Source organism: Streptomyces galbus (genome assembly GCF_005280195.1).
GTDB classification, from domain to species: Bacteria; Actinomycetota; Actinomycetes; order Streptomycetales; family Streptomycetaceae; genus Streptomyces; species Streptomyces galbus.
Map to the genome: position 1 here is coordinate 1 of NZ_SZPR01000021.1, position 13315 is coordinate 13315.

At 66.7% G+C, this 13315-nt stretch carries 5 protein-coding genes and 4 pseudogenes; 6 read left to right on the plus strand and 3 right to left on the minus strand.

Going from position 1 to position 13315, the window contains the following annotated elements:
- Positions 1-613: 613 nt before the first annotated feature.
- Complete coding sequence (locus E4U92_RS36745; protein WP_229863667.1) at positions 614-1159, minus strand: hypothetical protein; 546 nt, start codon at positions 1157-1159, stop codon at positions 614-616.
- A gap of 45 nt (positions 1160-1204) precedes the next feature.
- On the opposite strand from E4U92_RS36745, the gene E4U92_RS26335 reads away from it, so the two are divergent.
- The 5 genes and pseudogenes from E4U92_RS26335 (at position 1205) to E4U92_RS36755 (ending at position 12098) form a co-directional block, all read left to right on the plus strand.
- Positions 1205-2740 carry an SCO2525 family SAM-dependent methyltransferase gene (locus E4U92_RS26335; protein WP_229863665.1) on the plus strand — a complete coding sequence of 512 codons (1536 nt, stop codon included), beginning with the start codon at positions 1205-1207 and terminating at the stop codon, positions 2738-2740.
- Between the two features lie 624 nt (positions 2741-3364).
- Positions 3365-4474 (plus strand): annotated as a pseudogene (locus E4U92_RS26350) (helicase associated domain-containing protein); the annotation flags it as partial.
- Positions 4475-4579: 105 nt separating this feature from the next.
- Positions 4580-8236: a PIN domain-containing protein gene (locus tag E4U92_RS36005; protein ID WP_168725201.1), complete on the plus strand. Its 3657-nt coding sequence runs from the start codon at positions 4580-4582 to the stop codon at positions 8234-8236.
- 32 nt (positions 8237-8268) lie between these two features.
- Positions 8269-8565: pseudogene (locus tag E4U92_RS36750) on the plus strand (helicase associated domain-containing protein); the annotation flags it as partial.
- Between the two features lie 710 nt (positions 8566-9275).
- Positions 9276-12098 (plus strand): hypothetical protein, encoded by a 2823-nt coding sequence (locus tag E4U92_RS36755; protein ID WP_229863664.1) that lies wholly within the window; start codon positions 9276-9278, stop codon positions 12096-12098.
- Between the two features lie 72 nt (positions 12099-12170).
- Here the strand turns inward: E4U92_RS36755 and E4U92_RS26370 are convergent, their stop codons facing one another.
- Entirely contained in the window at positions 12171-12458 is a 288-nt protein-coding gene (locus E4U92_RS26370; protein ID WP_137302966.1) for a hypothetical protein, read from the minus strand.
- A gap of 197 nt (positions 12459-12655) precedes the next feature.
- Between E4U92_RS26370 and E4U92_RS37265 the strand changes: the two are divergent.
- A pseudogene (locus tag E4U92_RS37265) lies at positions 12656-12736 on the plus strand (VOC family protein); the annotation flags it as partial.
- 316 nt (positions 12737-13052) lie between these two features.
- Here E4U92_RS37265 and E4U92_RS36765 read toward each other — a convergent pair.
- Positions 13053-13292, minus strand: a pseudogene (locus E4U92_RS36765) (hypothetical protein); the annotation flags it as partial.
- Positions 13293-13315: the final 23 nt, after the last annotated feature.

A 13315-nucleotide genomic window follows, 5' to 3' on the forward strand; every position in this document is an offset into this window, starting at 1 on the left:
ACCCGCGGAGCGGGTAATACAGCGGCAAGCCGCTGTATAGAAAACGGCTCCGCTGACGCTCCGCCAAATTCCCGCGCAAGCGCGGGAATTGAATTCCGCAAGCGGAATTCACAAGCGAACCCAATTCGCGCAGGCGCGAATTGGGTTCGCCCGCGCTTGCGCGGGCGCCTGGGCTAGCAGCAAGGGGATGCATCACGTGCGGCCCTGTGTAAGGCTTGGGAATCCCAGCTACCACTCCTGATGCGAGAGTGACGGACCGTCGGCCTGACGAGGTCCGCCGGCCCCGTCGAAGTGAGGGGCTCCGCTGCGCTCCCCCCACTCTTCCCCACCTTAAAGATTAGCCGCTTCACGTTTGACCAATTATCCCGCGAACACACAGGACAAATTGCCATTAGGGCGGAATCTGTCAATGCGTAACCTGAGTGTCTAACGCCCGGTCGGTGTAATGCATCACAGAAGGCGCCTGTGTGCCGTTTGGGGACCTGGCGCGTCACCCATACACCAGCAGAATCTACTGGGAGGGATTAAGGGTTCCGGTGGACCCCCAAAGACGGGGGCAGAGCCTACTGGGGCTACCCCGCAGGGCCTCAATTCCCCTTTCTGCTCTGCGTGTTCAGCCTCCGTAGAGGGCCAGGAAGGCCTGTCCTAGGCCGGCTGCGGATGCCGTCGCCTTGACGCCCTGCCAGATCGCCGCCTGGACCGTGCTGCTGTCACATGAGGCCAGCACGCCGTAGACCGCCCCAGCCACTGCCGACAAAAGCAAGACCAATGCGCCGACGCCCTGCTGAGGGGACATCAGGGCGACCAGCGTCAGGGAAGCCGTGCCGAACAGGGTGATGCTGGCTCTCATGACCGCGGCGTACGCGGAGTAGGTCACCGCAACAGCCGGGTCCGGACGATCCGACCTATGCAGCAAACCCGCCATGAGCGCCATCAGCACACCCACCGTCAGAGCAATAGCGATATCCAGCGCACGCGGACCGCCCGCACTTTCTGCCGCCTTCCCCGCTGCCGTGACAAAGGATTCGAGTCCCGCCTTCATCTCCCACTCTCCAAGTGCTCGCACCAGCATCTTGGGAAAGACCGTCCCTGTTGCGAAACGCACAAGGAAGCCCCCACCGGCATTGCGCAGCGATACGCAACGCTGCTGACTCTGCAAGACGTGCTCGGAGCGGGGGTAGCATGCCTGTCCAGGGGGTGGCCGGTGAGCGAAGCAAAGCAAGAGCCAGGGCCCGAAGCTTTGGCCTACGCCCAGGCGCTGAAGAAGATCTTCTCGCGCCTGGACAAGTCCCAGCGGGAAGTCGCACGGCTTCTTGCGATCGATGCTTCGGTGCTCAACCGGTTCCTTTCCGGCAAGCCGAACAGGGATTCCGCGCCGGACACTGTCGCGGCCAAGGAACACGCAGACGCGCTCGTCCACCTCGTACGCAACAGCGGCGCCACCGTCACCGACCTCGAGGTCGCCGAACTGCATGAGCTGCGCCGAACAGCGCAAGCAGCCAGCCGTCGGCGTGACGCAGTGGCCGACTCCTTCCGGGAGCAGCTACACCTCCTGGAGGTGGAGGTTGAGTCCTGCCGGGCAGAGCTGGAGGACGCACGGCTCGGCAACACTCGTCTGGTTGGGCAGCTGGAACGTCTGTCTCGGCAGCTGCGCGAGGCGAAGCAACGCTATGAGCAGACCAAGGCGCGGGCCGAGGAGACCACGACGCGCCTGGAGCAGGCAGTGCGGTTGCGGAAGGAGGCGGAGGCGGCCGCTGCCGCGGATCGCGAGAAGTTGCTCGCGGCCACCGGGTACGCCAGGGAATCCGAGGCGCTGCTGGAGGCGCAGGGTGAGGAGTTGCGCCTGCTGCACCGGGAACTCGGGGTGCTTCGCCGGCAGGTGCAGCGCCTCACTGCGGAAGCCGGTGTGTCGGCGCCGAGGCCTGTTGCGGAGGTTGCAACGCAGGTAAGCGTTGCGCAGTCAAGTAGCGGGGCCGCGCCGGGGCGTCAAAGTGCTCTCCGGGCTGAGGGCTTGAACGCTGATGCCCCCTGGGAGGCTTTCGACCCCCATGCATACGTCGGCCACAACTACCTGCACATGCTGGCAGAGGACGAGGCGCTCATCTCCGAGGTGCGCGACTACTTCGGTGATCATTTCGAGGGCCGTGATCGGGAGGATCTCTCCGGCATCGATGTCGGTACCGGCCCCAACCTGTACCCCGCGCTGACCATGCTTCCCTGGGCCAAGGACATCACCCTCCTGGAGTTGTCGGCCAACAATGTGAACTACCTCAACAGCCAGATGCTTTCTTATGACCCGCACTGGGACCAATTCTGGAACGTTCTGCGCAAAAGGGCGGCCTACCATAGCGTCAGCGATCCCCGGGAGCTTTTCCGGAGAAGCACTCATGTCACACGGGGAAACATCTTCGATCTCGGTTCGGAGCCCGGCCGCTGGGATGTAGGAACAATGTTCTTCGTCGCCGAATCAATCACCGGGTCGATCCATGAATTCCGAAAAGCCGTAGACTGCTTCGTGAGCTCCCTGAAACCCGGGGCACCGTTCGCCGCCACATTCATGGAAAATTCGGCGGGATACCATACAGGGGGAGTCGAGTTTCCTGCTTATTCCGTGAGTAAAAGGGATGTCGAGGAAATCTTCAGTCGCATCACAGGCGAGATGACCGTGCATCGAATCAGAGAACACGAAGTTATTCGCTCCGGATATGCAGGGATGCTGCTGGTCTGCGGCCGGCGATGAAGGTTCTGAATCGCGCGGAGGTGTGGCCGAGACCGCCTCGATGAGACTGCTGCCTTGGGCGGCCTTCGGGCGTCCAGCAGGGCCGCCGAGCGGGAGTGTCGCCCCGCTGTGGGTAGGCCCGGCATCGACCTCCAGGTGGACCCTGGCCGAGCGTCCGGCGCTCCGTCCGGCGTCGACCGCGTAGAGACGAGCATCAAGGTGAGCAAGGCGGCGCGGGACCGGCTCACCGAACTGACGGCCGACCACGGCACCACCATCCGCAGCCTGGTGGAGGACCTCGCGCAAAGGACACCCACACAGGCCGAGTACGGCAAGCGCGCCGAGCTGGCCCGCGCCGAGCTCGCCTCCGCCCTCGGCAGCGCGCCGAGTCCGGAAGCCGAGGCCAAAGCCCGGGCCCTGCTGAAGCGCCTCGGCGCCGCTGCGCACGGCCCGCGGGCGGCAGCGTGGTGGCGCAGATCGCGGTCGTCCTGGACCACACGACCGCAGGCGCCCTGTACGAGCCGAAGGATCCGTTCAACGAGGCCGTCGCCGCGTTCTACGTCCAGGCCTCCGGCGGACTCGGCGACCTGTACGCGCCAGTGCTGTCCCTGACGGCCGGCGACGCCGGGCGGCCGGGCCTGCTAGCAGACCGCGCTCCTGGAGCACGCGGGGAAGTGGAACCTCACGACCGTCATGACGTTCCACCAGAAGGTGGAGGAAGCCGCCGCGCTCGCGGAGAAGCTCCCGCAGACGGCGGCCGCGCTGTACGCCAACGACGCCACCGACGAGGACCTGGCCGCCGCCGATAAGCTCCCTGCGTCACCGATCGACGCGGAGTTTTACGAACTCGAGGCCGCCACCATGTACCCCTAGACCGGGTGTGGTCGGCATGGCTGTGTGGCGACCACCTCGGGACCGAGCGCCGCGAGGTCATCAGGCAGTTCGCCAACGGCATCGACGCCGCCGGGCGCCGGGTCCACCGCGCCTTCCTCGCCAGCGTTCGCGTGCTCGGGGAAGGAGTGACCACCACCGGCGAACGGGGAGTCGACTCGATCTGCTTCGCGGACACCCGCGGCTCCCAGGTCGAGATCGCCCAGAACATCGGCCGCGCCCTCCGGCTCAACAAAGCCAGCAGCACCAAGGTGGCTTCCTGGAGCCCGGCGAGGACCCCACCGACATGGTCGCCAGCGCCTCGTTCCGCCCTCTCGTAACCGTTTTGCAAGGCCTGCGCAGTCATGATGAGCGCATGGTCGAGCAGCTCGCCTCCCGCGCTCTCACCAGCGGCAAGCGCAAGGTCCACGTCCGACGTGGCGAGGACGGACGGATCGTCGGGGCCGGCCAGCTGCCCGACATCGCACCCGGCGTACTCATGGACGGCGACGACATCGGACGATGGCTCCAGCAACAAAAGCAGCCGGCCACCTGGACGCAGCTGTCCACCGAGCAGCAGCAGCGGCTGACCCAGCTGGGCGTCACGCCCGCTGAGGCGCCATCTCCCGCCCCGGCCGCCAAGGACGCAATGAAGCGCCAGGGGGCAAGGCGCAGCCGGCGTTCCAGCGCGGCCTCGCGGCCCTCGCACAGTGGGTCGAACAGGAAGGCGCCGGCCGTCCCGTGCCCCGCAAGGCGGTGGAGACGTTGCCCGATGGGACCGACGTCAAGCTCGGCATCTGGTACTGCAACACCAAAACCCGACGGGACAAGCTCACCCCGCACCAGCTGGCCGCACTACGGGAACTGGGCGTGCAGTGGGCTTAGTCGGGGCGACGGTGAGTCGCCTGCAGTGTCAGCCCAGGGCGGTAGCTTTGATCAATGCGTGTCCATCCTCTGGCAAGGGGCCACACATACGGGCGGGAGGGCGTCATGGATCCACTTGCACCGGCGATTTTGGCTAAGGCAGCCGGGCCAGTGGCCAGCCGACTCAGCATGAGCTTTCTCCAGAGGCTCACCCGCGGTCGGCGGGTGGCGCGTGCTGCGGCAAAGAGGGTGGCCGCAGTTGGGATACCCGTCAGCGCCAAGTCGCTGCGTCTCTGGCTAACGCGAGCGGACACTGCACAGCAGTTGCGCCAGTGCACTGAATCCTCCCTCGAACAGGCTGCTCAGCGGCTGATCTACTTGATTCCCGGCCGTGATGCCGAGCAGCGCCGCCTGGATGCGCTGCGGGTGCTGCGCATCGTGATGGAGGAGTACGTACGCTCGGTTTCGCCGCAAGAGGCGGCACTCTTCACCGGTGAGTGGGGGCGGCAATCTGCGATAGAGGATGGGGGCAAGACCCGGGAGGCAGTCCTCGCTTCCCGCGATGACGTGCTTGGCCGTCTTGATACCCGTAGCGACTTCGATGCTGCTCTGCGCACCCTCAGTCCGTGGTCGTCGCAGGAGGCACGGCGGCTGCGTGCTGCTTGGCCGGCCGTGGAGACGGCAGTGGGGCTGCTCACCGAAACGGAGTTTGGGCGTGGGGCCATCTTGCAGGGATGGGCTGTCGAGTATCCGACTTGGCTGCGGCAGGCACCGGCGCAGGCGTGGGGCTGGCTTGGGCAGGTGGCGTCCGAGTATGGCGAGCCAGACGCTTCGCGGGTCTTTTTCGAAGGGTCCCTGCGCGAAGGCGGGCATCCTCGAGACTTCCTGATAGCCCGGGCGGCATTGCAGGCCGGCTCCAGCACAGATCGGGAAGTGCGTCAGTACCTCGACCAACACCAGGACACAGTATCGCCCCTGTTGAGTGCGCTGCATGACTTCCTCGACGAGGATTGGGCCGGATGCCTTCGGCAGTTGGCCCGCTGGGAGCCACACAATGCGTTGGCCGCGTCTCTGCGTGTTCAGCTTGAGGCCGAGGTATTGACGCGGGCGGGCCGGGAGGGCGAAGCACTGGCACTGCTTCGGGCGGCCAACCAGGATGAAACGTTCACGAGCACCTCCGTCCGATTGGCCGCGGCTCTGTTGCAGCACGCCGTGCATGGCCGTACTCCAACCCGGCTAGCTGATGCTCAGGATGCCCTGACGGTGTCGGTCCGGGTCAGGAACAGCCGCCGCGCCTGGTACGGCGACAGCACCGAAGCGGCCGTTCTGGCGGTGCAGGCGGCCGTTCTGTCTGCAGACTTGGCGATGGCGTGGAGCCTGGCTCAACCACCACCAGAGGGTGACGCTCTGCCCCGCGAGGCGGCCGACGACAGACTGTACGAGCAGACCGCGCTCGTTGCTGCCCTGTCTGGCCGAGAGCAGGAAGCCGAGCAGTTGCTGGAGGGGATGACCGATTCGTTCACCAAGGCGCACATCACGGCGCTGATCGCAGAGGTACGCCGGGGCGGTGACACGGAGAACACTCAGGTGAGGGGGCTGTGGCTGCGAGTTTGGGAGGCTGCGCGATCTGAGCAGGAGCAGCTGATCGCAGCCATGGGCCTGGCCGAGGCGGGTGCTGAGCTCCCGGACTTGAAGCACCTCGCGGCCCATTTTCCTGAAGCAGTCGCGGAGATCGAGTTGCTTGCTCGGGCTCTCAAGGGCAGCTCCGGGGACGGGTTGGCCGTGCTGCGCGCTAACGTCACCCGGAGTCCTCTGATCGTTCTCAAGCTGGCTCAGCGCTACCACCGCGGTGGTGACATCCAGCTGGCAGCCCAGACGCTGCGGAACGGTGCAGATCACTGGCGTGATGTCCGCTTGATGGCCATGGCCGCAGGACTGTTCCGCCAGTCCGGTGCCTATGCGTCCGCTCGCGAATGCGCAGAGGCCGCACTGAGGATGGCGGGGGCCGACTGGGCGGGGCAGGGACGCATGTATGCCCTACTCGTCGAAGTCGAGTCGGCCGACGGGCGCATGGACCAGGCCACGAACGCCGCGTTGCAGCTCCTTTCTCTCGACCCGCTGGATGATGATGCCCGGTGGGCGCTGGTCCGGTGCTACGCGGCCCGGGCCCTGCCCGAGCAGGCTTGGCAGACCCTGACCGAACGGGGCGCACCGGTGGAGCCCCGCAGTCGGGACGAAGCCCTGTTGTGGATCGGTCTGGGCGCTGCCTTCTCCAAGGATGCGCACTTCACCGGCCGCGCCTTGGCCTTGATGCAGCGCTGGCCGGACGATGAGGAATTCCTTGGCCGGCTCTTGGGCGCGCTGCACTTCCGGGCGGCGGAACCAACGAGGCTGATTGCACAGCAGGACGCGGATCGGCTTCGGGCCGCTACCGAAAGCTATCTAGAGCGTTTCCCTGCGAGCACTGTCTTCCGCGCAGTCTCGGTAGGACCGCCGGACAATCCCTTGGCGAATCTCACCGAAGAGCTGCGCAGCGCCCATGAGCACACTAAGGAGGTTCGCGAAAAGGTCGCAGGTGGCGAACTGCCGGCTGGACTGCTGTCACTGGCCGCAGGGCGGACCTACGCGGAAACCTGCGTACGCCGCACTGCCGAACGACCGGTCGTGTATGCCGCCGACTTCCCCGTCCAGTCGGCAGAGACGGAAGCTGTGCAGTCGGCGCTTCGCGGGCGGGTGGTCCTCGACACAAGCGCGGTCGCCACACTCGCCCTCCTGGATCCGGGCGTGTCCGAGCAACTTGTCGGCCACCTGCAGGCGGTCACGACGACCGACCAGCTTCTGGCGGATGCACTGCGCGCCAAAGAGTCCATCGCTCTTCGCTCCGACGTGACCCTGGCTTGGGACGAACGCAGCACCGAAGCGACTGTGTTGCTCTCTACGCCGGAAGAGTTGGCTGCGCTGCGGTCCCTGGCAGCGCGCCTGGTCGAGATCATGCAGTCCACCCCTCGGGTGTCACGGCCTGAGCTGCGCAGTCTGCCGCGTCTGACCAGGGCTCGCGGCACGGCATGGTTGACAGCTGTCGACTACGCCAAAGAGCACTCTCTCGTTCTGTGGTGCGACGACCGGGTCCTGCGCACTCTTGCACGAACGCAGGACGTAGCCGCGTTCGGGACTCTGACCCTGCTGGACGCCTGTGTGAGCAGCGGCACGCTGACGTTCGAGGAGAACCTGGTCGTTCAGGCCGAGCTGTTGCGGAACTACTTCGTGGACATTCCGTTCTCTGCCGACCTGTACCGAGTCGCGGCGCAGGCAGATGGCTGGCAGGCGAAGGCGGTGGCTGTCGCCCTTTCACGGCCCACCGCCTGGTTGGATGCGCAGGCTGCATCGACCTTCGCTCTCGAGGCCGCTTCCCGGGTCATCGGTTCTCTGCCGCAGGAGGCTTCGGGTTGGCTCAGCGCCGCCTACGCTGGGCTTCACCGTGCTACCACGCCCCCCTCCTACCGGGGCCGTAACCTCCAAGTCCTGGTCTGGCAGATTCTCACCCAGCCGTGGATCACGGCGTCTTCACTTCCGTTCGTTCTGACGGGCCTGCGCACGGGTATGGACGCCGTCGCCGACAGCGACGCCTCGCTGCGGGCCGCGCTCGCCCAGTACTACCAAGCCCTCGTCGACAAGCTAGGGCACATCACCGCAGCCAGTGTGCTGATGAACCTGTTCGCCCTGACCGACGAGAAAGACAAGGCGGCTGCGGCCCGCACAGTGCTGACTCAGCCAGACCGGTGAGGACAGCTGCGAAACCGTGCCTGCCCTGCCTGGGCTACCAGGCCCTGCTCCGCTGGCGGAAGGAAAACCAGATCACCGGCCTCTATGCCGTCCCCTACGACGTCGAAGTAGGCGTGGGGGTCACAAAGGACTTTCCGCTGGGGCGCTGGGTCCACCAGCAGCGCGGGGCGCTGCTGGCCGGGGAGCTGGAGGAGCGGCGCAAACTGCTGCTGGACGCGCCGGAGGCCGGGATGGTCTGGGAGCCAGGCGAGGAGGCATGGGAGAACAAGCTCGCCGCGCTGCGATCGTTCCGGTGGGCCACCGGGCACCTCGCACCGCGCCAGGACGCACCGCTGCGCCCCGCACTCACCACAGCCCTCGAGGTGGGCGGCGTAGACGGCGTACGCCTCCACGGCCGCATCCAAGCCGTCCGCCCCGCTCCCGTCGCCGTCCGCGCCCCAGCCCGGCCCAAACGGCCCCTCCTGCCCCGCCGCTGCGGCACCCACCACCGAAGCACCCATCATCCGATACAGCTCGTAGATCATCGCCGCGCACACCCGTACATCGCCCCGCCCGCAGCGGTTTCCCACCGCTCCCGCCCGGAGGACCCCTTGCTGCCCTGTGCCGGGCGAGAGGACCAGGCTCGGCACGGCGCTTCGCCGTGTAGGGGTCGTAGTGGGCCACGGTGGTCAGCTCCGGCACGGCCAGCGGTTGGTGTTGGGGTTGTGTGGGCGGGGTTTGCTGAATCGTGTCTGCGCGGTGTACCCCTCGCACGGCTGGAGACACCAAGCACCGCCCCGGCCCTCCAGCCGCCCCACCCGCACCAAGTCCACGACCTTGTCGAAGAGGGCGAAAGACCCGGCTGCCGGCATCACAGCCGTGCGGTGCGGCCTCCGGCTGAGTGCGTGCGTCTGGGGCTCGCGCCGGGTGAAGGAGACGAAGCCTTCGGGTGCGGACGTCTGTGTGTCTGCCGGGCAGCGTTGGACAGATCGTCTCCCTTAAATTGCCGGGGGCAGGACGTGGTTGCACGTCTGGCCCGCGTCTGGCTAAGGAGTGAGCGGTGAGCAGGGGGGCTTCTTCAATCGGCACGGGTGGGGGCGGCACGATCTATGAGTACCGAGTCGCGGCCCTCGATCTGGTCTCGCTGCTGTGTGGCGTGAGCGTCCCGGGTCTCGACGTGGTACCGGATGCGGTCCGTCTGCAGCAGGGCAGCGAGTTCCCGCTCGATGACGTTGTCGTCTCTAGTCGTAAGGGCTCTTACCAGTTGGTGGTGGAGCGCCAGGTCAAACGTACGTTGGAGATTGCTCCTAGTAGTGAGCCGTGGCGTAAGACGATGCGGCAGTGCTTGCGGAGTCTCGAGTCTTTCGGGGATGAGATCGATGCTGACCGGCACCGGCTCGGCGTGACTGCATCCGGCCCCCTTCATTGGCTGGAGGTTCTGCGGGAGCTGGCTGCGTATGCAGCCGCGCAGAAGAGCGTGGACGACCTCCTGCGCCAGCTGTCGGCCTTGGGTCGGGATCAACGGCGCGTGTGGCAGCACCTGGTGGACACGATCCGCGATCTTCTCGCAGAAGGCGGCGTGGTGACTCCTGCGCCAGAGTTGGTGGAGCTGAGCGCCTTTCGGATCGCGCGCCGGCTGATCGTGCAGGTCGAGCCCGCCGAGCAGATCAGTCCGCGGTATCCGTATCTCTGCTCCGTGCTGGAGGATCGGGTGCTCCGGGCAGGGACCCGGCCGCATTCTGCTGCGGTGTTCCGGATGGTCGAGGAACTAGCGCAGGAGTGGGGGCCGCGGGCCGGAGCTGTGGACGTCGCCATGCTACGGAGCCGATTGCAGGCGCGGGGTGTCGCGCTGCGCGGAGATCCGCCGCCTCGAGGTCAGGCTGCTTCTCACCGGGTGAGCGTAGTGGCCGATCTGGAGCCCGCTGATGCCTTGCGCTTTGAGGTCCACCCCGTCTTCGAGGCGGATGGGCGTTCGGGGGCGCTCTCTGTGCTTCCTCCCTACATCGATCGTCCGGCAAGCATTGATGTTGAGCTGCGGCGCCAGGTGGCTGGGGCAGCCAAGGGCAGCCGGCTAGTCATGGTCGTTGGCGGCTCTTCCACAGGCAAGACTCGGTCCTGCTGGGAGGCTGTACGGGCTGAACTCCCGGACTGGCGCATTGTGCATCCGCTGGCGCCTGAACGGCCTGCGGCGCTGCTGTCTGTTTTGCAGGAAGGTGTTCTCGAGCCACGCACGGTGCTCTGGCTGAACGACGCACATCTGTACTTGCTGGTCAAGAACTATGCGGCACAGGTTGCAGCCAGCCTGCAAGCGTTACTGACAGATCCACAGCGCGGACCTGTTCTTGTCCTAGGCACCATATGGCCGGACTTCTGGAGCAAGTTGACGGACAGCGCGTACGAGGACGAAGACGTAGCTCTCGGGATAGGGGCGGCACATCAGCTTGCTGACCTGGCGGTCAGGGTCGAAATGCCTGCCGCATTCACTACAACGGACCTGGCCCGTGCTGAGGCTGTCGTAGCCTCCGACCCGCGCCTGCAACTGGCCCGTAGCCGTGCCGTCAGTGGACGCATCACCCAGTTTCTGGCCGGAGCTCCGCATTTGTGGCGCCGCTACGAGCAATCCGCCGGAGCGGCCCGCGCCATCCTCCACGCTGCCATGGACGCACGCCGATTCGGTCACGGTCCGCTGCTTCCAGAGGATTTTCTGCGGACAGCCGCTGAGGGCTACATAGACGAGGCGACCTGGCACACCCTAGATGAGGACTGGTTCGCCTCCCACCTGACCCAGCTGATTCGGCAACACCGTCAACTGCCAGGGCCGCTCGCCCGGCACCGGCCGCGTCCCGATCAGCCGCTTGCTTCCGGTCCGCTATACCAGCTGGCGGACATTCTTCATGAGAGAAGCCGGGCGACGAGGGAGAAGGAACGCCCTGCTTCCTCCTTGTGGGCAGCAGCAGCGGCACACTCTCGTACGGACACAGACCTGCGGGAACTTGCCCAAGCGGCGCGAAGTATGGGGGCCGTGGAGTGTGAACAGCTCTATGTAAAGGCGGCGGCGTGCGGGGACGTAGCTGCGCTGCCATGGTTCACCCGTCGCCTGATGGCCCTTAAACAGTTCGAGCGGGCCGAGGAACTCATCGACAAGCACCGTCTCGACAGCCTGCTCCTGGGTGAACTTGCCGCATTCGTCGGAGATGCAGGACGCTTCAGGGACGCCGCACGTCTGGCCCGCCGGGCCTACGAGCGCAGCGGCGATCGCAACGGCGCACGCAGCCTGGCCCACCACCTGTCGGGACGAGGCATGCGACGCCCCGCCGAACAGATCTACTCCCGACTTGCTGAGACCGGAGATCCCGTAGCCGCGCAGTGGCTCACCGCGCACTACGAGGCCCGGGGCGACGCGGCCGCAGCCGACCGCATGGCGCAGACCGCCCTCACACAGTACGGAGATCCGGCCGCCGCCCTCACGCTGGCCCAGCTTCGGGCCGATGCCGGAAAACTCGACGATACGGACCGATTGTGCCGTCTTGCCGCGGAGCACGGCCACGCCGGTGTCCTGGTCGCCCACGCGCGCGAGCGATCAGACCACCGCGACCACGCCACCGCCCTGTGCTTCTACCGCGCGGCCGCCACCGCACAGCACCCAAAGGCGCTGGAATGGATGTCGTGGACTTGCGAAGGCCAGGGTCATCACCAGCGCGCAGAAGACTTCGCGCACGCTGCCGCAGCAGCCGGCAACAGCCACGCTCTGCACGGCCTAGCCCACCTGCGGTTCTTCAAGGGCCACCGTGACGACGCCGAGCGGTTAAACCGCGCCGCCGCACAGACAGGATCGGTCCTAGCCCAACAGTGGCTCATCCGCAACGGCCTGCCCACCCCGTAGTCGAATGTCGCCGCGCCGCCCGGCCGCCCCGGCGCATCTTGCGGAGCTCGCGCCGCCGCCGCAGCGTGTCCATCACGGTGAGTGCCACAAGGTTCGTGTGTAGCGCTGGGCGGCTTTGGTGCTGAGGTCGAACAGGCAGGTGAGGGCTTTGGCGTCTCCTGCGGTGGCGTGGGCTTCGTCGAGGTAGCGGTCCTCGCGCAGCCGGCGGGGGGTCAGGGCGGGTCCGAGGGTGCGGTTGATCCACAGCGTTCCGACCGGGCGATCGCTGGTGGCGGTGCGGAAGTGGATGAACAGGTGCGGGTTGGTGGTGGCGGGCCAGCGCTGCGAGCGGTGCTCCAGGTAGGCCGTCAGGCGTTCCATGACGGGGGCAGCGAGAGGGATGCAGCGGTCGTTCACGGTGAGATGGGTGCCGTCGATGCGGGTGAGGTGCAGAGAGCAATCCTCGGAACCTGTGGATCCGTGTCGGGAGAAACGCGGAAGGCGTACCTTCCCGAATGATCCCTTGGAGGTCTCCGAGTAGGCCGCGTTCGCAGCGCGGGTCGGGAAGGTACGCCCTTGTGCTCAGCGTAGTCACCGATGACGGCTCCACGCAGTCCGGCTCCCTGATCGACGAGATCGTCCGTGAAGCCTGGCGCAAGTACAAGGTGCGCACCACCACCGAAGCCATCATCGGCGCGATCACCGGCACTCTGGAGGCGCCCAGGACGGTGCTGCTGGGTCGCTACGACGTCGCGGGGCGTCTCCAGTACGCCGGGCGCAGCACGACGCTGTCCGCACGTCTCGCGCGGGCCCTGGGTGACGTCCTGGTTCGGCCAGCGCACGTGCACCGGTGGGAGGGGGGACCTTCTCGGCGGGCTGGGGAACACAGCGCACGCTCGACGTCGTCCTGGTAGAGCCCGCGGTGGTGCTGGGGGTAGCGGTCGACGTCGCCCGGGACGCTACCGGACGGTTCCGTCACCCGGCCCGCCCGCACCGCATGCGCAAGAAGCGGCAGCTCACACCCGGGCCGGGCGTGTGGGGCTCGCCGGGACGCAGGTCGTACAGGGCCCGGCCGCCGGGCCACCGTCCGAGTTCGGTCACCAGGGCGACACCGTCGTCGACTTCCTCGGTCCGCCACCTGTGGATGTCCAGCAGCAGATCGTCCAGCGGCCCGCCGACCAGTGCGGCGTAGGTCCGGTGTCGGAGCGGGCCAGGTGGAACGGGTCAGCCTGTGGAGA

Bases quoted from the DNA above. Each gene is read 5' to 3' on its own strand.
- E4U92_RS36005 (WP_168725201.1), top strand. From the start codon at position 4,580: ATGGATCCACTTGCACCGGCGATTTTGGCTAAGGCAGCCGGGCCAGTG.
- E4U92_RS26370 (WP_137302966.1), bottom strand. From the start codon at position 12,458: ATGGAACGCCTGACGGCCTACCTGGAGCACCGCTCGCAGCGCTGGCCC.